20 protein-coding genes and 1 tRNA gene are annotated in these 21,963 nt (G+C 41.9%); 17 read left to right on the forward strand and 4 right to left on the reverse strand.

Annotation, left to right across the window (positions count from 1 at the left end):
* Positions 1-97 precede the first annotated feature (97 nt).
* The 5 genes from pyrF (at position 98) to WCP75_RS01315 (ending at position 3,331) form a co-directional block, all read left to right on the forward strand.
* Entirely contained in the window at positions 98-799 is a 702-nt protein-coding gene (gene pyrF, locus WCP75_RS01295) for an orotidine-5'-phosphate decarboxylase (RefSeq protein WP_336276459.1), read from the forward strand.
* Between the two features lie 54 nt (positions 800-853).
* A complete protein-coding gene (rsmI, locus tag WCP75_RS01300) occupies positions 854-1,741 on the forward strand; it encodes a 16S rRNA (cytidine(1402)-2'-O)-methyltransferase (protein ID WP_336276460.1) in 888 nt (295 codons plus the stop codon).
* A 30-nt stretch (positions 1,742-1,771) separates the two neighbouring features.
* Entirely contained in the window at positions 1,772-2,140 is a 369-nt protein-coding gene (locus WCP75_RS01305) for a YraN family protein (RefSeq protein WP_336276581.1), read from the forward strand.
* A 98-nt stretch (positions 2,141-2,238) separates the two neighbouring features.
* Positions 2,239-2,484, forward strand: coding sequence for a hypothetical protein (locus WCP75_RS01310; RefSeq protein ID WP_336276461.1), 246 nt, complete (start codon positions 2,239-2,241; stop codon positions 2,482-2,484).
* A gap of 55 nt (positions 2,485-2,539) precedes the next feature.
* A complete protein-coding gene (locus WCP75_RS01315; protein WP_336276462.1) occupies positions 2,540-3,331 on the forward strand; it encodes a pyrroline-5-carboxylate reductase in 792 nt (263 codons plus the stop codon).
* A gap of 323 nt (positions 3,332-3,654) precedes the next feature.
* Here WCP75_RS01315 and WCP75_RS01320 read toward each other — a convergent pair whose 3' ends face one another.
* From WCP75_RS01320 to WCP75_RS01330, 3 genes are read right to left on the reverse strand one after another with little or no spacing between them, the layout of a single operon-like run.
* The gene (locus WCP75_RS01320; protein WP_336276463.1) at positions 3,655-5,316 is read right to left on the reverse strand and encodes an electron transfer flavoprotein-ubiquinone oxidoreductase; all 1,662 of its coding nucleotides are present in this window, start codon (positions 5,314-5,316) and stop codon (positions 3,655-3,657) included.
* 3 nt (positions 5,317-5,319) lie between these two features.
* The gene (locus tag WCP75_RS01325) at positions 5,320-6,240 is read right to left on the reverse strand and encodes an electron transfer flavoprotein subunit alpha/FixB family protein (protein ID WP_336276464.1); all 921 of its coding nucleotides are present in this window, start codon (positions 6,238-6,240) and stop codon (positions 5,320-5,322) included.
* A gap of 52 nt (positions 6,241-6,292) precedes the next feature.
* Positions 6,293-7,039 carry an electron transfer flavoprotein subunit beta/FixA family protein gene (locus tag WCP75_RS01330; RefSeq protein ID WP_336276465.1) on the reverse strand — a complete coding sequence of 249 codons (747 nt, stop codon included), beginning with the start codon at positions 7,037-7,039 and terminating at the stop codon, positions 6,293-6,295.
* A gap of 523 nt (positions 7,040-7,562) precedes the next feature.
* Between WCP75_RS01330 and WCP75_RS01335 the strand changes: the two genes are divergently transcribed.
* The 12 genes from WCP75_RS01335 (at position 7,563) to WCP75_RS01390 (ending at position 21,207) form a co-directional block, all read left to right on the forward strand.
* Positions 7,563-8,123 (forward strand): hypothetical protein, encoded by a 561-nt coding sequence (locus WCP75_RS01335; protein WP_336276466.1) that lies wholly within the window; start codon positions 7,563-7,565, stop codon positions 8,121-8,123.
* Positions 8,124-8,369: 246 nt separating this feature from the next.
* Positions 8,370-8,510, forward strand: a complete 141-nt coding sequence (locus WCP75_RS01340; RefSeq protein ID WP_336276467.1) for a hypothetical protein — start codon at positions 8,370-8,372, stop codon at positions 8,508-8,510.
* A 2-nt stretch (positions 8,511-8,512) separates the two neighbouring features.
* Positions 8,513-9,433 (forward strand): sulfite exporter TauE/SafE family protein, encoded by a 921-nt coding sequence (locus tag WCP75_RS01345; RefSeq protein WP_336276468.1) that lies wholly within the window; start codon positions 8,513-8,515, stop codon positions 9,431-9,433.
* Positions 9,434-9,435: 2 nt separating this feature from the next.
* The gene (locus WCP75_RS01350) at positions 9,436-10,236 is read left to right on the forward strand and encodes a TIGR02186 family protein (protein ID WP_336276469.1); all 801 of its coding nucleotides are present in this window, start codon (positions 9,436-9,438) and stop codon (positions 10,234-10,236) included.
* Between the two features lie 640 nt (positions 10,237-10,876).
* Positions 10,877-12,307, forward strand: coding sequence for an exodeoxyribonuclease VII large subunit (gene xseA / locus WCP75_RS01355; protein ID WP_336276470.1), 1,431 nt, complete (start codon positions 10,877-10,879; stop codon positions 12,305-12,307).
* A complete protein-coding gene (locus tag WCP75_RS01360; protein ID WP_336276471.1) occupies positions 12,285-12,911 on the forward strand; it encodes a DNA-3-methyladenine glycosylase I in 627 nt (208 codons plus the stop codon). The genes xseA and WCP75_RS01360 overlap by 23 nt, the downstream gene beginning before the upstream one ends.
* A 960-nt stretch (positions 12,912-13,871) precedes the next feature.
* Entirely contained in the window at positions 13,872-15,497 is a 1,626-nt protein-coding gene (locus WCP75_RS01365; protein ID WP_336276472.1) for an ABC transporter substrate-binding protein, read from the forward strand.
* Between the two features lie 347 nt (positions 15,498-15,844).
* Positions 15,845-17,458 (forward strand): ABC transporter substrate-binding protein, encoded by a 1,614-nt coding sequence (locus tag WCP75_RS01370; RefSeq protein WP_336276473.1) that lies wholly within the window; start codon positions 15,845-15,847, stop codon positions 17,456-17,458.
* Positions 17,459-17,555: 97 nt separating this feature from the next.
* Positions 17,556-18,629 (forward strand): ABC transporter permease, encoded by a 1,074-nt coding sequence (locus tag WCP75_RS01375; RefSeq protein WP_336276474.1) that lies wholly within the window; start codon positions 17,556-17,558, stop codon positions 18,627-18,629.
* 2 nt (positions 18,630-18,631) lie between these two features.
* Positions 18,632-19,561: an ABC transporter permease gene (locus tag WCP75_RS01380; RefSeq protein WP_336276475.1), complete on the forward strand. Its 930-nt coding sequence runs from the start codon at positions 18,632-18,634 to the stop codon at positions 19,559-19,561.
* Positions 19,554-20,438: an ABC transporter ATP-binding protein gene (locus tag WCP75_RS01385; protein ID WP_336276476.1), complete on the forward strand. Its 885-nt coding sequence runs from the start codon at positions 19,554-19,556 to the stop codon at positions 20,436-20,438. The genes WCP75_RS01380 and WCP75_RS01385 overlap by 8 nt, the downstream gene beginning before the upstream one ends.
* The gene (locus WCP75_RS01390; RefSeq protein ID WP_336276477.1) at positions 20,425-21,207 is read left to right on the forward strand and encodes an ABC transporter ATP-binding protein; all 783 of its coding nucleotides are present in this window, start codon (positions 20,425-20,427) and stop codon (positions 21,205-21,207) included. The genes WCP75_RS01385 and WCP75_RS01390 overlap by 14 nt, the downstream gene beginning before the upstream one ends.
* Before the next feature lie 653 nt (positions 21,208-21,860).
* Here the strand turns inward: WCP75_RS01390 and WCP75_RS01395 are convergent.
* Positions 21,861-21,934: transfer RNA gene (locus tag WCP75_RS01395), tRNA-Met, on the reverse strand.
* Positions 21,935-21,963: the final 29 nt, after the last annotated feature.

Genomic DNA, 21,963 nt, shown 5'->3' on the forward strand with positions numbered 1-21,963 from the left:
TCTTCCCCTGAATTAGGCGCAGAAATAAAAAAGTTGTTGGATGTAATAACCAAACACCGTCAAAATGAAATTATCAAAGAGCATAAAGGATTTTTTTATGGGAACTGCACTAAATGAGCGTCTTATTGTCGGCTTAGATGTTCCAGACGTTAAACAAGCTGAAAAGTTGATCATACAATTGGGCGATAATGTTTGTTTTTATAAAATAGGCTATCAATTGGCTTTTTCTGGAGGAATGGAATTGACCAAAGATCTCATTCAAGAGCGGAAAAAAGTTTTTTTTGATATGAAGTTGCTTGATATTGACCATACGATTGCAAAAGCTGTGGAAAATATCGCGAAATTGGGTGTTTCAATGCTGACGGTTCATGCTTATCCAAAAACGATGCGGGCAGCCGTGTCTGCTGCTCAAGGGAGTGGTTTGTGTCTACTTGGAGTGACGGTTTTAACGTCGATGGACGAAGCCGATTTAAAAAATGCTGGTTACAACGATAATGCGGAGAATTTGGTTTTGAAAAGGGCAGAGCAAGCTCGAATTATTGGAATGGGTGGAATTGTCGCTTCGGCTCTTGAAGCAGAAGCTTTGCGGACAGTGATCGGCTCTGATATGGCGCTGGTCACACCGGGAATCCGCATTGCTGGAAGTGATAATGATGATCAAAAACGGGTTATGACACCTAAAAAAGCGTTAGCTGCGGGAGCAAGCCATCTTGTCGTGGCAAGACCAATTGTTCAAGCAGCTGATCCCCTATCGGCAGCAAAAAAGATTTTAGCCGAAATGGCTGATGATCGTGAATAAACACATTGGCAAGTTTTTATGGCGGGAGGTTATTGTAATTTATGAAAGAAGAATATGAGTGAAAAAGCGTATTTTATAGGCGGCCATACTTATTCTGCACCCGTCATAGAATCAGGGCTTTATTTGGTGGCAACGCCTATCGGGAACCTTGCAGATATAACGATTCGTGCTTTGCAAGTACTGTCAGCGGTTGATATCATAGCATGTGAGGATACGCGGGTAACACGTATTTTATTGGCACATTATGGTATCCAGAAAAAAACTTTTCTTTATCATGAGCATAATGCGCGAAAAGCTAGACCAAAGTTATTAGCAGCTTTGGCAGAAAATAAATCCATTGCACTTGTTTCAGATGCTGGAACACCGCTCATTTCTGACCCTGGTTTTAGATTAGTAGAGCAGGCGCGCGGAGCGGGTTACAGAATTGTTCCAATTCCTGGTGCATCGGCTCTTTTAACAGCTTTGGTGACAGCGGGGCTGCCCACTGATAGTTTTTTCTTCGCGGGTTTTTTGAGTACAAGCAGGGCACAGCGTCAAAAACGGTTAATGGGATTAAAAGATGTTACTGCAACTTTGGTTTTTTATGAATCGCCCCATCGTCTTGTTGAAACTTTGCAAGACATGATTTCTATTCTTTCAGCAGATCGTCCTGCAGCGATATGTCGCGAATTAACAAAAAAATTTGAGACGGTAGATATTTCCAATTTAGGAAATTTATTTGAAAATTACAAAAAGCAGCCACGAATCCGCGGGGAAATTGTTGTGCTTGTTGGGGCGGCACATTCCCCTTTGGAAGTATTGAGCGATCAAGAAGTGGATGAAATGTTATTAGAATTAGCAAGATCACACTCTGCAGCTAAGGCAGCAGCGATGGTTGCAAAAAAAACTGGCTTCAGGAAACAAAAGCTTTTTCAGAGGTTGATTTTTTTAAAAGGTGCATAAGATGAGATGACACAAGAGGAGCTCAGACGTATACAAAAAAAACGTAGGCGAAGATTTTTTTATCGAGGTGTTCGTGCAGAAAAGTGGGCAGCTTGGTGGTTACGCCTCAAGGGATTTCGCATTGCTGAAGCCCGCTTTAAGACGAAATGTGGTGAAATTGATTTAATTGCACGGCGCGGAAATCTCGTTTTGATCGTTGAAGTAAAGACTCGACCAACGTTGGTTGAGGCAATGATGGCAGTGTCACGAGCGAGCGAAAAACGCATCGAGGCGGCGGCCGATGTTTGGTTAGCACGGCAAAAAGACCGTTCTCTTTTATCTGTGCGCTTTGATTTAATCGCAATCGTACCGTGGTGCTTTCCGCGCCACATTTCAGCGTTTTTTACGTCCGACAAATAAGGGCTCTTATGATTTCTGCGTAGTACATAAAAAGTTCGTTTTTATGTACATGTGGACCAAAAAGTAAACAACAGCTTAAGTATTATGAGGAGCAAAATATGGATGATTATGAAAAATTCGCGACCAATCTATTGATCGCCTTTGGAGCGTTGATCATCAGCAGCCTACTGGTGGTTCACATCGTACTCATGAATAAACCAGGCTTTTTATTTGCATTAGCGGCGGCCGTCGTTGGTTGGTTTTCTGCTTTTGCAATTCTTTTTGACAAGCCTAAAGTTTATTTGGGACTGATTATTGTTGCCATATTGTGTGTCTCATCCTCTATTGGTATCTATGTCAGCTAGAACAGGTAAGGAATCAATTATACCGTACTGGTAATTATGAAGGCAAAAAATAGAAATGAAAATTGGTTTTTTGGGAACAGGTACAATTAGCGCTTCAATGGTGGACGGTTTAATGAAGAGTGCTTTTAACGTCTCTTCCATCGTTGTTTCACCACGTAATGAACAAATGGCAAAGCGCCTTTCATGCAAGTATGATAAAGTCAAAATTGCTGAAAATAACCAAGAATTACTGAATTCTAGCGACTGCGTTTTTTTGTGTCTCCCCAACCAAATCGCTGAAGAGGCTCTACGTTCTCTTCGATTTCGTCAAGAACAACTTGTTGTTTCTGTTCTTGCTATGGCAAAAGTTGAGGAGGTTGAAGAGTGGATCAACCATGAGGTCTACCGTGCTGTTCCGCTTCCTTTTGTCGCGGAATGCAAAAATTTAACGCCAATTTATCCTAATCACCCATTTTTGCGCTCTATGTTTGATGCTTTGGGTGGTACAGTAGTGCTAGATGCAGAAGATCAGTTTAATCTTTTCATGACGGCTGGTTCATTAATGGGAGTTTATTTTAATTTTATAGGAACAGCGCATCAGTGGTTTATCGAAAAAGGGTTGCAAAAACAACAGTCAGCAGATTTCCTTGCTATGATGTTTGGTAATCTCACCGATGAGATACGCAAAATTATAGCAACTGGTTGTTCTGCATCCCTTGATTTTTCGTCTCTTGAGAAAGAGTTTTCCACGAAAGGGGGAACAAATGAGCTCCTTTCGAATTGTTTTTTTCATCAAGGAGGAAACGCTGCTTTGATAACAGCTCTCGAAACCGCTTTGCAAAAAATAAGTGCTCCGCGTGAAAGTTAAGACTGTCTGATTGATATTTTTTGGCTTCAGTGCATCGTTATTGTGTTAATATTAGGAAGAGACAATCGATTTTTTTGCTGAATACGCTCAAGGACTTTAAGGTTGGACGCTTATTTTGAGCGCGCCAAAACACCTCCTTCCGTCGTGCATGGGTGGAACGTGGGGTGATTTTTTATAAAGAAGATCAATGTGGTGTTTCAATCACTTCTCTTGTGAAAAAATTGTGCGCACCGACAGTTAGGAAAAAAACTGACCAGAAAAAAGGCAGAAGTCGGCGCGATCAAGTCTTTGTGAGCTAAAGCTCTAGAAGAATTAAACGACCGCTACATATTCGGGTAAATAGGGCCTTCGTTGCCTTGCGGGCAGGTCCAGTTAATATTTTGATTAGGATCCTTGATATCGCACGTTTTACAATGTACGCAGTTTGAAGCATTTATAACATAGGTTTCGTGATCATCGCGTTTGAGCCATTCGTAAACAGCTGCAGGGCAGTAACGTGCAGAAGGTCCTCCGTAGATAGCATATTCGGAGTTTTTTTGTTTTTCTAGTGAGGCTATTTTTAAATGGCAAGGTTGGTTTTCCTCATGGTGCGTGTTTGAAAGAGCGACACTAGAAAGGCGGTCAAAGGTTACGACACCATCGGGTTTTGGGTAAGCAATGGGCTGGAAATTTTTTGCTGGTTCAAGACATGCGTGGTCCGCTTTTCCGTGGGGTAGTGTTTTAAATAAGGAAAATCCGAACAATTGTTGCCACCATATATCAAAACCAGCAAGTTTGATTCCGTACTTAGTGCCGTATTTTGCCCAGAGTGGTTTTGCGTTTCGCGCTTTATAAAGATCTTTTCCTATAGGGCCTTTTCGCCAATGTGTTTCGATTTCTTCTACTTCGTCGTGGGCGCGATTTTGAGCCAAGGCTGAAGCAATTTTGTCTGCGGCTAATATGCCAGACAAGATTGCGTTATGTGATCCCTTAATACGAGGGACATTGACAAACCCAGCGGCACAACCAATGAGTGCACCTCCAGGAAATGTGAGTTTTGGTACGGATTGCCAGCCACCTTCATTGATGACACGCGCGCCATAAGAGAGGCGTTTTGCGCCCTTGAAGATTTCATACAGCTTAGAATGTGTTTTAAAACGTTGAAACTCCTCAAAGGGAGATAGGTAAGGGTTTTGATAATCTAAGTGCACGATAAATCCGACAGAAATTAAATTGTTTTCTTGATGGTAAAGAAAACCTCCGCCGCCTGTATCGTCCTCTAATGGCCAACCAGCAAAATGTTGAACCAAACCAAGCTTATGCTTTGCGGGATCAATTTCCCAAAGCTCCTTGATACCAAGACCAAATTTCTGTGGTTCACGGCCTTTGCTGAGATCAAACTTTTGGATCAATTGCTTCGTGATTGAGCCACGTGCTCCCTCAGCGATCAAGGTATATTTAGCGAACAAAGCTATTCCCGGCACGTAATTTTTTCCAGGAGTTCCGTCTTTACTAAGACCCATATCGCCCGTGAGAACACCAATGACAGCTCCGTCATCATTTTGGATAGTGTGCGATGCGGAAAAACCAGGATAAATATCAATGCCAAGAGCTTCGGCTTTTTTGCTTAACCATCGGCACACATCACCGAGTGAAACGACGTAGCAACCATCATTTGACAAAATTTTTGGACGGAAAATATTAGGAACTATAGTTGCGCGTCTTCGTTCTAGAAAAAAAAACTGGTCGCTTGTAACAGGTGTTTTAAAAGGGTGGTCGTGTTCATTTCTCCACCCTGGTAAAAGAGTATCAACACCAATAGGATCAACGACCGCTCCGGATAGAATGTGGGCACCGACCTCCGTACCTTTTTCAATTATTGTGACAGAAAGTTTAGGGTTAATCTGTTTTAAGCGGATTGCTGCGGAAAGCCCTGCAGGTCCAGCCCCTACAATAACGACATCAAATTCCATACTCTCACGTTCAGGGGACAGAGGCGTATTCATAGCTTATAAGGCTTCCTCCAATTCGGGAATGATTTTGTGAAGATCGCCTACGAGGGCGTAGTCAGCAACTTGCATAATGGGAGCCTCTTCATCTTGGTTGATGGCAACGATAATTTGTGCGCTCATGATCCCGGCTAAATGTTGGATCGCGCCAGAAATACCAACGGCGATATAGAGTTCAGGAGAAACGATTTTTCCTGTTTGCCCAATTTGCCAGTCATTGGGGGCATAGCCTGCATCAACTGCTGCTCGGCTAGCGCCTAAAGCAGCATCCAGCTTATTTGCAAGGGGTGAAAGAAGAGCCATAAATCGTTCCTGTGAACCAAGACCGCGTCCACCTGATACAATAACGCGCGCCGAGGTGACATCAGGACGATCGCTTTTTCCAGTGTTTGCCTGAATAAAAGAAGACAAATTTGGATCAGGAGCTGGCATTATAGTCTTAATGACGGCAACATTGTCTTGGGATGGTGTGGAACTAAAACTGGCCGTACGAACTGTTATAACTTTTTTAGAATCATTAGTACGCACCGTTTCAATGGCGCTCCCTGCATAAATTGGTCTTTTGAAAGTATCAGATGAAACGACGGCAATAATGTCTGAAATTTGCATAACGTCGAGAAGAGCGGCTACACGAGGCATTACACTTTTACCAGTGCTGGTAGAGGCTGCTATGATAACGTCGTAATCATCGGCGAGCTTTACAACTGTGTCTGCAATGGGTTCCGCTGGGTGATGCGCTAAATAATCAGCTTCAGCGACGAGAACTTGCCGTACACCAGTAAGGTGGGCGATTTTTTGAGAAAGTTTTTGCGTATCTTTTCCGCAGACCAGGATGTCGATAATATCATCCATCGAGCGAGCGGCGGTGAGTGCCTTTTTGGTCTCCTCCATATTTTGCTCGGCTAATAAAAGAATTGTCATAAACGAGTACCCTTTTATGCATTGTTGAATTTAATCTATACTACACCACGTTTTAAATGCGATTTGTTTTCTTTAGCACGCTAACAAGTTCCGCTACATTTGCTACCTTGATACCAGGTTGACGAGGTTGTGGCTCTTCGACGTTGAGAACTGTTAAGCGCGCTCGTGTGTCCACGTAGAGGTCAGCGAGTGCTTTCTTTTCTATGGGCTTCTTTTTTGCTTTCATGATGTTGGGCAAAGAAGTATAACGCGGCTCGTTTAACCGCAGATCCGCCGTTATAACTGCGGGAAGAGGGAGGCAAATGGTCTGCGTACCGTCATCCACTTCGCGGACGACTGTTGCGTATCCGTTTTTTATGTCAAGATGCGAGGCAAAAGTCGCCTGTCCCCAACCGAGGAGGGCGGCTAACATTTGCCCCGTTTGATTACTGTCGTCATCGATAGCTTGCTTTCCTAAGAAAATCATACACGGTTTTTCTTCGCAGGCAATAACTTTGAGGATTTTCGCGATCGCTAAGGGCTCGAGTACTTCTTCAGTCACCACAAGAATAGCACGATCAGCGCCCATCGCAAGCCCTGTTCGTAAGGTTTCTTGCGCTGCTTCCGGTCCGATTGAAACAAGAACGATCTCCGAAATTTTTCCATCCTCTTTTTTGCGGACCGCTTCTTCCACCGCAATTTCATCGAAAGGGTTCATAGACATTTTTACATGGGACAGATCGACGCCTGTGTTATCAGGTCTGACGCGTACTTTGATATTATGGTCAACAACACGTTTAACAGCGACAATTACCTTCATGATGATCCTCTTTACTTACACGGTCAGGAGTTTATAACAAGCCTTGAAAGAAACCAAATCGTTTGGAATTGAATTTCTGCTTTATAGTTATTTTTTTGTTATATAAGCTTTCTTACCTTTGTGTGCGCTTTTTTGTTATTACTGTCGTTTTCAACTTACATTTTTGCTCTTTGTTTATTTCTTAACAATTTCTTCTCTTGTTTGAACAATAAGTGAAAGAATCAGCGATTACGCTTATTTTAGGGACAGAGTGTGTTCATTACAGTTCAGAAAAAAGAGCTCGAAGCAAGAGGGCAGTGAGATCGCGAATAAAATTAAAGATAACTTTGTTTAATTTTAGTATAGCATTTATAGTAAATAGGTACTTCGTACGCTTAATATATCAACGGTGAAGCCAAAACAGAAGAAAATTTAACATCTTTTATAATCTTTAAAATTATATTCACCAAAACAGGGCATGCTTCCCGCTTGTTTGCGTTATTTGTGCGATTTTCTTTAAAGATGTAAATGAGGGGTGATATCTGTGAATGTAAATAATCATACTGTAAATCGGACTGTGCACGATGAATCTTCTTCTTTCGCTGTCAAAAAAAAGGGAGACGTTAACGAGCTTGTCGAAATGAGAATGTCGGATATTGCCAGAAAACTACACCATGTCTCTACACAAATGCAAATAAAGCATTCACCGCGCCATTCGGCGCTGCAGCGCCCAGAAAAAGATAATTTTAAGTCTTATTTAGATGATATCAGTCGAGCGATCTTGGCTGAATATCATGTGCGTCGTCAGAAAGAAAAGATGCTTTTTGAGCATTTAGAGCAGATTAAAACACTTGTTCAAACTTTGTACAATGAAAAGACTAGTCCGCAAAGAACTTCGGTGGGTTCCGTTTCTCGCTCTAGGTTTCCTAATTCTGTTGTGCATCATCTGGCCCGTATGGCAGAAGGGCAAAGAGGTTCTTCGGTGCAAGAGAGTTCGGACATTTCTGGGGCAAGTTGTATAGCGTCGACCCGAGTAGGCGCTCTAGGTACTCCGCAGAAAGGTAAAAAAAAGACCGCCAACAGTGGCAATGCGGTCCTGCCATAAAAAAGACTAGGGATGTTGCAGCGCATTCTGCAATGAGAGGAGGGTATTCTGATGTTTGGGCATCTGTTGGATGCATTGAGAATGATCAGCGAACCTTCTCTTTAGGGGCTGAATCGTTGAAAATACTATCTTTTTTGCACTATTTTGTTAAAAAATCGCTTGCTTGCTTTTTAATTATTGCATTTATGGCGGCTATAACGTTATGTTTCTATGGTTTTTTAAGGGAAGCTCGTTTTTTTTAATTTTATGATACTGTGTCAGGTTGATGGTGCGCGCGGTCTTGCGTGGCATTCTGGGCTGTTTTTGAGGGCGTTAGAAATATTATTAAAAAAGAGAGCTAAATTTATTGCCCGAAGCAAACTTCAAATTGTGTTGAAGGTTCCATAATAGTGAGTATCTATTTGCCAATTGCTGAAATGTCGCTCAACATACTAGTTTTGATTGGTATGGGGGTGGTTGCCGGTTTTTTTTCGGGTCTTTTTGGAATTGGTGGCGGCTTTTTAATTACGCCTCTCTTGATCTTCTACAATATCCCTCCTGCTATTGCCGTTGGAACAGGAACTAATCAGATGATTGCATCGTCTGTAACAGGGGCGATGGCACATTTCAGGAGACGCACTCTTGATATTAAACTCGGTATTCTTTTGACGATTGGAGGCGGGGTCGGTTCTTTCATTGGAATTCAGATATTTTCTCTTTTAAAAGATCGTGGTCAGTTAGATTTAATTGTTTCCCTCCTTTATGTGATTCTCCTTGGGAGCGTTGGGAGTTTGATGATTGTTGAAAGTTGGCGCGATATGGTGCGGCGTCGCAAAACGAAAAAAGTCAATATTCGTCTTGCTGGTAGGCATAGTTGGATACATAGGTTGCCGCTAAAAATGCGTTTTCGGGCATCGATGATATATGTAAGCATTATTCCAGTTTTAGGGATTGGTTTAATTGTTGGATTATTGTCTTCCATCATGGGAATCGGTGGAGGATTTTTTACGGTTCCAGCTTTAGTTTATCTTTTGCGCGTTCCAACCAAAGTGGTGATTGGAACCTCGCTTTTTCAGATTACATTTGTGTCCTCTTTTACCACGGTTTTGCAAAGCGTAAGCAATCAATCAGTTGATATTGTTTTGGCTTTCTTGTTGATGCTGGGAGGAAGTATTGGTGTACAATATGGAGTACGAGCTGGGCGAAAATTAAAAGCTGAACAGCTGCGCATGGCACTCGCATTTTTAGTGTTAGTTGTGTGCATGCATCTTGCTTTCCAATTATTTATACGCCCTGACGATCTTTTTTCTCTTTCCATTCTTACGGGATGAAAATGGGTAAATTATTTCCTTTATGCGTAATTTTTAACTTGTTTTTAGCCTTTCCTTTTTCTACGTGGGCATATGTTAGCAAGGAGGATGTATCTGTTGATTACGAAACTCTCCAAATTATCCTGACAACGAACAAAATTGCGGTTGATGCACGTTTTGATGGACGCGATCTTTATATTGCGGGTGTTTTAGAAAATGTTAACCCACTGTACTCTCGACAAAAACGCTACGATGTTGTCGTTAGCTTGGAAGGGCAAGCTCGATCGATGATTGTACGAGAAAAAAAGCGTAACGCTGGAGTTTGGGTTAATGCAGATTCCCTTATTTTTGAGAATGTTCCCCTCTTTTATTCAATGGTAACAACACGCAATGTTGATGATATTACCAGTGCTGAAAATTATAGACGCTTAAGGTTAGGGTTGCCTTATTTTCCGTTGCAAACAGATGAGCAAAATCAACGAAAAATACAAACTTTTCGTGATGAATTAATAAAATTACAAAAAGCCAAAAAACTTTATAGCGAAGAGGTTGGGGGGGTTCGTTTCGGTTCTGGCTCGCTCTTTACGGCGCATTTTCGGCTACCGGCCAACATTCCCGTTGGTCATTACCAAGTTCGCGCGTACCTTTTTCGTGATGGGCAATTCATCGATAGTGCGACAACGACCCTTGAAATAGTTAAGGCGCATATTGCTTATACGATTTTTTATGGAGCCAGCCGATACAGTTTTTTATATGGTATCATCGCAGTGCTTGTGGCTATAATCACGGGTTTTTCATGTCGTTTCATTTTTCGAAAAGACTAGCAGCAGCAAAAATTTATGGACACTTACTTTTTCATTTTTTGCGGAAGATAAAGGAAGTGAGAAAAATTCGTAAGATGCAAAAAAGAAAAAAACAGGCACAACAACAATGCGAAGCAGGCTTTCACATGCCACAAATCCCTTATCCTATATGAGTTTCAAAAAGACTTCCCCCATTTGCCTAGGCCTATGAAATGTCAACTCAAAGGTATCTAAAGTGAAACTGCTGAGGAGCGAAGGGAAAAGCAATTTGATAGCAATGTTCTTAAATGTATCTGGAAATATTTTCTTTTTTTCCATTTTTAAATATACTTTACTTTCACGCGGTAATTACGCTGCTAAAAAGTTGGTTTTTCAGCTTTTTTTGGGCTTGCTCTACCTGTCATATCGGTTTGGCGTTTTCGTAGAATTTTTTTCATTAATTTTGAAGGTATTGTTAGAAACTAGGAGAGAAATAGGCATCTGTGATATTTTGTGTAGGAAATAATAACTTTGAAGGCACGGGTGTTTTTTTATAGAAGGCCGTTATGTTGCGTGCGGGACGTAGTCTTAAAATACCCTGTTTGTGAAGATAGCGTTCATTTTTGTGGGGGCGTGTATTGGTGTTATGATCGTACATTTAGTACCTTGAGAGTTTTAAAAAATGACAAATTTTTTTGTTGAAAAATCAGCGGCCACGAATGTCGCGGAATTTAGCGTCTCTGAGATAGCGGGGGCTTTAAAGCGTGTCGTTGAAGAAAAGTTTGGTTATGTGCGTGTACGTGGAGAAATATCAGGTTATCGTGGTGCTCACGCTTCAGGTCATGCGTATTTTGCTCTGAAAGACGATAAAGCTAGATTAGAGGCCGTTGTTTGGCGCGGTGTGATGGGAAAGCTCAGGTTCCCTCCTGAGGAAGGAGTGGAGGTGATCGCTGTCGGAAAACTCACAACTTTTCCAGGGTCGTCGAAATATCAAATCGTCATAGAATCCCTTGAACCGACGGGAATTGGCGCCCTCATGACTCTTTTAGAGAATTGCAAAAAGCGGTTTGCGGATGAAGGTTTATTTGATGCAGAAAAGAAGAAACCCTTGCCTTACATGCCTCGAATTATAGGCGTTGTAACATCGCCAACAGGTGCTGTCATCCGCGACATTATTCATCGCATATCGGATCGTTTTCCTCTACATATCTTGGTTTGGCCCGTGCGTGTTCAAGGTGAGACGAGCGGTAAGGAAGTGGCTGCGGCTGTTGGAGGTTTCAATGCATTGCCCTCAGGAGGTAGTATTCCAAAACCTGATCTTATTATTGTTGCACGTGGGGGAGGAAGTTTAGAAGATTTATGGGGGTTTAATGATGAAGCCGTTGTTCGTGCTGTGTATGCATCTTCTCTTCCAGTTATTTCTGCCGTTGGGCATGAGACGGATTGGACTTTGATTGATTATGTTGCAGATTGGCGCGCTCCAACCCCTACGGGTGCGGCCGAGCGAGCTGTTCCCGTTAAGCTTGACCTTGAGGTGCAAGTGGCATCGCTTGGGGCACGTTTGCGTATGGGATTGGCGCGTTATTTCGATTTTCATTGGCAAAAATTGCGTGCAATTACGCGAGGTCTCCCAACAGCAGATCAACTTTTTGCTTTTCCTCGGCGTCGCTTTGATGAAGCCTCTAGTCGATTACAACGTGCTCTTTGCGCGAGTTATGACAAAAAATATTTTTATTTTCATGCACTTGGTATACGTCTTTCGCCACGTTTGTTGAGCATTGAAAGAGCAGGGCACGATACGAAGGAGTATAATGCGCGCCTTCATCGTGCTTTTTTCCGCAATGTTGAAAAGCAGCGCGCGCAGTTGGAGGTAGCGTTTAGGCTCTTAAGGAGCACATCATATCAGAGTGTTTTAGAGCGCGGCTTTGTTTTGGCTGTAGAACAAGATAATCATCCCGTCAAACGGTTAGAGCAGTTCCCTGAGAGTGGATTAATAAAATTACGCTTTTTTGATGGTGAAGTGAGCGTTTCAAAGCGTGACCGTACTCTCAATCAATCTTCAAAATCTAAGCGAATAAAATCGGAGCAAGATGATCAAGGAACTCTCTTTTAACAGAGTCAATTTAATGCTTGATGAAGGACTTCTTATAGGAAATGACGGAAAAGTCCGTTGTTCGTGGGCAGGAACCGATCCTCTGTATTGCGCTTATCACGATAATGAGTGGGGGAAGCCCGTTTTTGATGATCATCGTTTATTTGAGCAGATATGCCTTGAAGGTTTTCAAGCAGGGCTCTCTTGGTTGACGATTTTAAAAAAAATTTCTCATTTTCGCCAAGCTTTCGATATTTTTGATTTTGAAAAGATCGCTGATTATAATGAAGAGAAGATCAAAATATTAATGCTTAATGAAGGCATAGTTCGCCATGAAAGAAAAATTCGGTCGGTTGTTAACAATGCCCGTAGGGCGCGGGATGTTGTTGCAGAGTGGGGAGGGTTAGCTGATTATTTTTGGTCGTTCCGCCCACCACAATCCGAACGTTATAAAAAGATAAGCTTCCAAATATTACAGGACAATCCTACTACTCCGGCTTCCGTTCGTCTTGCAGAAGATCTAAAGAGGCGTGGTTGGACATTCGTTGGTCCTATGACATGTTATGCATTTATGCAGGCAGTGGGGATTGTCAATGATCATCTTGAGGGGTGTTTTTGTCGCTGAATTGGTAAAATTCTGTTCCATAATATCGTATGGTTGGGTGGGATGATAAAAAGATGTGAGACGGTTCCTTGGAAATTTAATCCTTCCACTTCATTTGATAATTGTTGGATGTGGCGCACAACTGGCTCTGAGACTTTAACATATTATGTTGCAATGTGACTTTAGAAAAGGTACAGAATTGGTTTATGATTTGGCAGAAATGTCATTTGGGGCTTTTTTGTATTTGAAGTTAGCAGGGGGTGTATTTTGTTTTTTTCTAGATATTCGATGAGTTCTTTTTGTCAAATTTGAGTTTACGTTGTTGGTTATTCCAAAAGTACAAGAATTTAAATGAGATGTATCTTGAAAACGTTTTCCATGAAGATGAATAGCGTGCTGAGTGGGGTTTTTCTGTTGAAAAGCAGTGGTTGAGTGTCTGAATTATTGGGGCGGCGTGTGTATCGGTTGTAGTTTTTATAGGGTATTGGTGTGATTAATCTTGTTGTGCTGATTAAGAGAGAAGTATTTTCTCATTGGTTGTGGCGTTCTCGGAAAATGGGGCTCAGGGGCGTTGATGTCTGAACGGGGGTATTTTTTTGTGATTGATGAGTTGCTCAATTCGGTCATGATGATGTGGTAGAGGTGGATGTACCCCTCAGGATCGTGAATCTGGGGGGTGCAGTTGTCTCGGGTGTAAAGAACTGAGGCGGCGCTTTATGGGATCTCTTTTGAGGGGTTCGCTCGTAGCTTGGCGGTTACAATAACCGGTTTAGGGGTGGAGCGGCTTAATGCAGTGGACGGACAGGTTTTCTTGCACAAACTCAGAATGGTCGGTGGGGTGCGGGTTTTTACGATTTGGTTAAGCTGAAAGATAAATAAAGGGGCGCTTGTGTAGGTATGAGATTGTGTATCCGGTCTTCGTTTCAAAAATAATGGCTAGTATAACGACATTTAAAGGAAAAATGTTCAAAGGAAGAGTTTATGAACTTGAAAAAGAAAGTATTGAAAAGTAGTAGTTTTTTTGTTTCTGCGCTCGTTGCTACGGGTGTTTTTTTTCAACAGGCATCGGCAAAAACACCCGCCGACACACTTGTGATGGCCTGGAATATTGATGCGATCACTACGTTTGATCCCGCGCAGCTGAATGATGTTTACGGTGATGAAATTTTGTCCAACATGTGTGATAATTTGGTTAGTTCTGCTCAGGATGATGCAGCAAAGATGGTTCCGTCTTTGGCCAAAAGCTGGGAGATTTCCGGCGATGATAATAGTACAGCGATTACCTTTCATTTGCGTGATGACTTAAAGTTTAGTGACGGTCGTTCTGCTAGTGCCCAAGATCTTGTTTGGAGCATGAAACGGATCATTAAATTGAATATGGCTAATGCGGCAACGTTCAATGAATACGGTATCACGGCCCAAACGGCTGATTCCGCCCTTCAGGCTCCAGATGAGAAGACTGTGGTGATGAAATTCGACAAACCTTACCCAGCAGAGCTCATTCTCAATAATATTGCTTCTGGCCGTGCTACTGCTTTGCTTGATCGTGAGACTATTATGAAACACGAAAAAGATGGTGATATGGGAAATAGATACCTGGCCAGTCACGCTGCTTGCGTTTGTCCTTATGAGTTGGTTAGTTGGCGCTCTGGGGAAGCTGTCTTTTTGCGCGCGAGTTCCAATTATTGGGGAAAAGAGCCTAAGATAAAAAAGATTTTAATTCGCCATATTTCTGAACCAGGGACGCAACGCTTATTATTACAAAAACATGATATTGATGTTGCACGTGATTTGACTCCTGACACTCTAGAAGACCTCACGAAGACAACGGACATTAGGATCGAAAAAGTTTTGGAGCCGTCCATGATGTATTGGGGGCTTAATATGACGAATCCTATTCTTGCGAACGAAAAAGTACGTTTGGCGATGCGTTATCTCATCGATTATGAAGGTATTTCTAAAACTATTCTCAAAGGTATTGCCATTCCACGCGCGAGCTTTATTCCTGTTGGTAATTTAGGTGCTCTGGATGAAAAAGAAGGGCAGCCCTTTAGAGTTGATCTGCAAAAAGCTAAGCAGCTTTTAACAGAGGCAGGTTACCCAGAAGGATTCGAAATGAACGTGATAGTGGGAACGTCCTTTTTTGCATTGCCGATTATGCAGTCTATCCAAGACAACGCGGCGAAGGTAGGTGTTCGCTTGAAAATTGAGCGTTTAGGAGGGGCGCAATTGTTCTCAAAAGTTTACGCGCGCGCCTTTGATACTGCTTTTCTCGGGTGGAATAATGATTCTGCGGATCCTCATACAATAGCTTTACGTCTTGTTTATAACCCTGATAATCGGTTTGATGCTAGAAATACAGCCTACCCTAGTTGGAATCTCGGGTATTTTGATGCTGATATGAACCAGAAAGTCGAGGACGCGTTATTTGCAAGAGATCCAAAGAAGAGAGTGCAGATATATTCTGATTTGCAGCGTGAACTCATGCAAAAGGGCCCTTATGCTTTTATTTTTCAGAGATATAACGCTGTGGCTGTATCGCCTGTCGTAAAAAAATGGGTTTGGAATAGCGCGCCGCGTGTTTTTTATAGTGCAATTGAGAAATAAATGCATATCATCCGTTTTGAACGTAACGAGAGTATGATTTTGGTGTAAGCGGTAGCGATGTCTTTTTCTTCGAAAACAGTTTTTGAGATATTAGGCTGTGGGCGCTCGATGTTGGGGGAGCGTATTGGGAATCTGTCGTGCTCGATGTTAATGAGTGCAAAAAGTAATATTTTCTGTGGTATTTGTTTTCTATGATAGGGGTGTTATACGTTTTAATTATATGCTAGTTTTTTTGAGCACATTGGGGGGGCTTTTGTCGTTCTTTTAAAGGTTGAAGTGGAAAAATGGAGAGTATTTTACGTACAAAAGGCAAGATAAAATGCAAAACAAAGAGGTAAAATGAGAGAATGCTGAAGAGATTTTGTATTTTATTGGGGGTGATTGGTTCTCTGGGTGGTGCTATACCAGCGTTAGGTGCGTCATCGAAAGATGCATTGGTGATGGCGTGGAATATCGATTCAATAAGCAGTTTTGATCCAGCGCAATCGCTTGAAGTTGTAACGAGCGAATTACTACTTAATATGTGCAGTGCGTTGGTAGAGTATGATAGATCTGACGCCACAAAAGTTCGTCCTGCTATGGCTCGGTCTTGGGATGTTCTGGATGGTGGAAAGAGGATCGTTTTTCATCTCCGCGATGATTTAGAATTTAATGACGGAAGAGTAGCTACAGCACAAGATCTTGCGTGGTCGATGCGTCGTATTGTCAAGTTAGGGCTTGTTTACGCCCAGTCTTTGATGGATTATGGATTCACAAAAGATAACGTAGAGACAAATATTCAAGCTCTAGATGAAAAGACTCTGCAGCTGAAATTGGATAAGCCCTATCCTCTCCAACTCATATTAACTGTAATCGGACAATCTTACGCCTCCGCCTTGCTTGATCGAGAAACGATTGAAGCGAATAGCGTCGATGGTGACATGGGTAACAAATATTTGGCTACTCATTCTGCTTGTGTTGGCCCCTATAAATTGGTGCGTTGGACACCAGGGGAGAGAGTTGTACTGCAGGCGACCCAACACTATTGGGGCGAATCGCCTAAGACACGGCAAATCGTTATACAACATGTTGCTGAATCCGCGAGCCAGAGGTTGCTTTTGGAAAAGGGAGACGTAGATATAGCGCGTGATCTTTCCTCCGAAGATGCTATGGGTATTGAAAAACAAGGTGGTTCTGTCAGAATTAGCCGTGTTTTGCGTCCACAATCTGTATATTTATCGCTGAATAATAAGAAGGCAGTTTTTGCTGATGAAAAAGTGAGGTTGGCACTTCGTTATTTGGTTGATTATGAAAGTCTTGGAAAAACTGTTTTAAAGGGCATTGCAATCCCGCGTGCAAGTTATATGCCATTGGGCATTCCAGGTGCTTTAAATAAAGAAGAGGGCTTGCCATTCAAGCTGGACTTAGAAAAAGCAAAGCAATTAATGAGTGAGGCCGGATATCCTAATGGTTTTAAAGCGAACCTTTTGGTGAGTAATCTTCCTTATGCGGCTCCTGTTGCACAATCTATACAAGAAAGTGCGCGTAAAATTGGTATTGAGTTTACAATTGAAAAAATGGCGCATACTCAGTTGTTGAGTCGTGTTCGTGGTGGAAATTATGACACTGCTATCATGGGATGGGGGAGTGCTGATCCTGATGGTCATCCCGCCTCATTGAATCATGTTTTTAATCCTGATCCAACGTTCACAAAAAAGTACAATATGTATTTGGCTTGGCGCGCCGGTTATTATGACGAAAACGTCAATAAGATGGTAATGGATGCCTTGTTCGAGCAAGATCAGGGGAAACGCATCGAGCAGTATCGTACCTTACAGCGTTATGTAATTGAGCATGGCCCTATGGTTTATTTGTTTCAGACATATTATACCGTTGGTATTGCACCTACAGTGAAAAATTGGGTTTGGAATAGTTTTAGGCTCTACTACAGTGACGCAGAAAAGTATGTACAGTTGCCATGAATAAAAATTCTATTTAGTGCTCATGTTATAGTTTGTTTAACCGTACGGCGAGGGGAGCGTCGCGTTCATTTTCGTAGGTGTGAGGGAGCTTATTAAGATGACTTTATCATTTCCAGGAGCTGATGTAACAGCATCACCAAAGCAGGGAAATTTGCATTTTTTGGCCTTTTCTTTAAGGGCACTTAAATTATTGATTTCGGTATTTTTTACGTTGCTTGGCTTGGTGACTGTCACTTTTTTTATCGGTCATCTTCTTCCTTTGGATCCCGTTCTTGCTATTCTCGGCGATAATATCAGTCAGGAAGCTTATGACACAATGTTTTATAAGTTGGGTCTTGATAAGCCATTGATTGTTCAATATTGGAACTATATCCGTGATGTCTTTTTGTTCGATTTTGGGGATTCTTTAACTTCAGGACGCCCTGTCTTAACCGATATTACACGCGTATTTCCTGCAACGTTAGAGCTTGCAACGGTCTCTATCGTTGTTGGCACGAGTTTTGGCATCCCACTCGGTGTTTTTGCGGCGATGTTTCGCGGTTCGATTCTTGATTATTTTGTTCGTATTTTTTCTCTATTGTGTTACTCAACACCTGCTTTTTGGATCGGGTTAATGGCGCTATTGGTCTTTTATGCTAAACTTGGCTGGATTAGCGGTCCGGGGCGTATTGATTTTATTTACGAATATTCTTTTGAACCCAAAACAGGATTTTTACTTTTAGATACTGCTTTGCAGCGGCAGTGGGAGGCTTTCGGTAACGTTGTAAGCCATATTATTATGCCAGCATTAATCTTGGCTTTTAGCGCTATGGCTTATATCAGTCGTATGACTCGTGGGTTTATGATTGAGCAACTTAACCAAGAGTACATTATTACTGCACGCGTTAAGGGGTTGTCCTGGATGCGAACAGTTTGGGGGCATGCATTTCGCAACGCTGCTGTCCAGATTATCACTGTCGTCGCACTTTCTTATGCTTTTTTATTGGAAGGTGCCGTTTTAACGGAGACGGTGTTCGCTTGGCCCGGTTTTGGGCGTTATTTAACGAATTCTCTTTTAGCAGGAGATATGAATGCTGTTGTGGGGTGCACTTTGCTTATAGGATTTTTCTTCGTTGTTATTAACTTATTTTCTGATTTGCTCTATCGCATTTTTGATCCGAGGACACGCTAAATATGACAACAATTAATCACCATAAATCGCAACCACCGTTTTCTTTAAGGCACTGGCTAAACGAAGCTGTTCCGCGATCAATACTTCAAGCAAATCTGCAAAGAATTTATCATTCAATCATTAAATTTTTGCATAATTTTTCAGCTGTTCTTGGTTTAATTATTATCCTAATTATTGTTTTGTGTGCGATTTTTGCTCCTTGGATTGCTACCCATGATTTTATCAGTAACGATCTTGCGCACCGATTGCAGCCGCCGTCTTCAGCGCATTATTTTGGAACAGATGAGTTGGGGCGTGATATTTTTAGTCGGATAGTTTTTGGTTCGCGTATTACTCTTTATATCGTTTTCCTCACCACAATTATTGTAGGACCCATAGGGTTAATTGTTGGAATTGTGTCTGGTTACATAGGAGGATGGGTTGATACCGTTCTGATGCGTATTGTTGACATTTTTCTCGCGTTTCCAGGTCTGATTTTAGCGCTCGCTTTTTCGGCAGTTTTAGGGCCGGGTATTGAAAATGCCTCTATTGCAATTTCAATTGCATCGTGGCCACCAATAGCGCGTTTGGCACGTGCTGAGGCTTTGACCATACGATCGTCTGATTATGTATCCGCAGTTCGCTTGCAAGGAGCGTCGGCCTGGAGAATTATTTTGTTTCATGTTGCGTTAATGTGTATTCCTTCGGTAATCGTACGGTTAACACTAAATATGTCCGGAATTATTTTAACCGCTGCTGGTCTCGGTTTTTTAGGGTTGGGCGCCCAACTTCCAAGCCCCGAATGGGGAGCTATGCTTTCTGTAGGGCGTGAATTTATGATGACAAGCTGGTGGCTAGCAGCGATTCCGGGTTGTGCAATATTATTTACAAGCCTTGCTTTTAATTTGTTAGGTGATGGGCTTCGTGATGTATTGGATCCTCGCAATGGATAAAAAGTTATTAGAGATAGAAAATTTGCGTATTTCTTTTCCCACGACGCGCGGTGTTTTGGAAGTTGTACGTGGTGTTAGTTTTTCTGTAGGAAGAGAAAAAATCGGAATCGTAGGCGAATCCGGATCTGGAAAGTCAATGACTGGACGTGCCATACTAAAGCTAAATCCAAGATTGGCGATGGTAAAAGCTGAGAAGATGTTCTTTGATGATATTGATTTGTTAACAGCAAGTGAATCAAAGATGCGGGCTGTTCGCGGGAAGCGTATTTCGATGATTCTACAGGACCCAAAGTATTCGCTTAATCCATTAGTGCGAATTGGGGATCAGATCATGGAGGCTTACCGTATTCATTATCGTGTTTCAAAAAAAGATGCGCGGGACAGGACAATTTCTATGTTGGAGTCTGTTCATATTCGAAATCCCGAACATGTTATGCGGTTATTTCCCCATGAAATATCAGGCGGGATGGGGCAACGGGTTATGATTGCCATGATGCTTATTCCTAAACCCGATTTGGTCATTGCGGATGAGCCAACTTCTGCACTTGATGTCACGGTAAGGTCTCAGGTTTTGTCAGTATTGGATGAGCTCGTTACAAAATCTGGTACAGGGCTTATTTTTATCAGTCATGATTTGAATATGATCGCTGATTTTTGCGATCGTGTTTTGGTGATGTATGCTGGCCGTGTGCTAGAAGAATTGCCTGCGTGTGATTTATCGCGTGCACGTCATCCCTATACTAAGGCTTTATTAGATAGTTTGCCACGGCTTGATAAACCAGTTGACGCTTTGGCTGTTCCTGAGAGAGACCCTGATTGGCTATATGGTCCAACAATTGTTAATGGTGTTGAGGGAGTCTCTCATGACAATTTGTGAAAATATCATCGATGTTTCCAATTTATCGGTAACTTTCGGACGTGGAAACAAAGCAATAACAGTCGTTAAAAACGTTAATTTCCACATTAAGTGTGGCGAAGCTTATGGTTTGATTGGTGAATCAGGATGTGGAAAGTCAACGATTCTAAATACATTAGTGGGGCTCATATCGCATCATAGTGGAAATTTCATTTTTGATGGAAAAAAAGTATTGCGGAAAAGAAGCAAAGCTTTTTTGCGTCGTATTCAAATTGTCTTTCAAGATCCCTACGCCTCACTTCATCCAAGAAAGATGGTGCACAGTGTTCTTTCGGAATCGCTCACAATTCACGGAATGGATAATCAAAGGGAGCGGGTACGCGATGTCTTAGATTCTGTTGGTTTAGATTCTTCATTTCTTTATCGTTATCCGCATGAATTGTCTGGAGGGCAGCGTCAGCGTGTTGCTTTGGCACGGGCTTTGATTATTGAACCGGAGGTTTTGTTGCTTGATGAACCAACATCTGCGTTGGATGTATCAGTGCAGGCTGAAATTTTGAATTTATTAAATTCACTAAGAGAAAAACGGAAATTAACTTATTTAATGGTATCCCATGATCTTCCCGTCGTTGCTCACATATGTGAGCGTGTTGGCATTATGCATCAAGGGATTATTCTTGAAGAGCTCAGCAATGATGATTTACGCCATTTGCGTGCAAAAAATGATTACACAAAGATGTTTTTTAAAGCCAGCGCCGATCCTATCTCCCGTAGAGAAAAGAAGGTATAATGAATTTTTAGAAATTTAATTGATTGAAAAAGCTTCGCGTATAATAAGGAACTTGAAGGAAATTTATTTCGTGTAGTTTTTTTCGCGGGATATTCCTTCCCTTTTGAAAAAGGTTTTTTTGTAAAAGTCCATCAAAAGGGTTAGGCGTGGGTTGTCGTATGAATTTTCAGATTATCTAGAAATTTTTTGGCCATATGAGTTGTCAACCGAATGAAAACTAGAACAGTCAGGTAGTATATTATCTTTATTAAAAAATTGGCCCTTGTTTAAGTAGGTCATGAGGAGTGTTCAGAAGCGGCTTTTATGGTTGCTTAAGAATCACTATCTTCTACCAGTTTTCTCTCGCTTTTTGCGCTTTTTCTACCTTTTTACTTACATACACACAGACGCTACAATGTAATTGGGACGGAAGATAAAAAGAACCACGCCTCCATCTACGCACGAAAAAACAACCCACACGACACCGCTTCAAAATCAGAAAAGAGGCAACTTTTTAAAAATTGTGAAGAGGACATTATAGGACCTAAAGAAATGATTAAAACTCCCCAGGATACCCAAAAAAACTAACCTACACAAAGTCCAGGATCGCACAAAGTTCCCAGCGTGCGGGTGAGCACAAAAAATCTTGAAAAATACCACAAAACAAGAAGCGGTAGCGGAGGAGGGATTTGAACCCCCGACACAAGGATTATGATTCCTCTGCTCTAACCTACTGAGCTACTCCGCCACAAAAAAACAAAAACTCCCCAACTTGCT

The organism is Bartonella numerosa, assembly GCF_037070845.1.
Taxonomy (GTDB): domain Bacteria; phylum Pseudomonadota; class Alphaproteobacteria; order Rhizobiales; family Rhizobiaceae; genus Bartonella.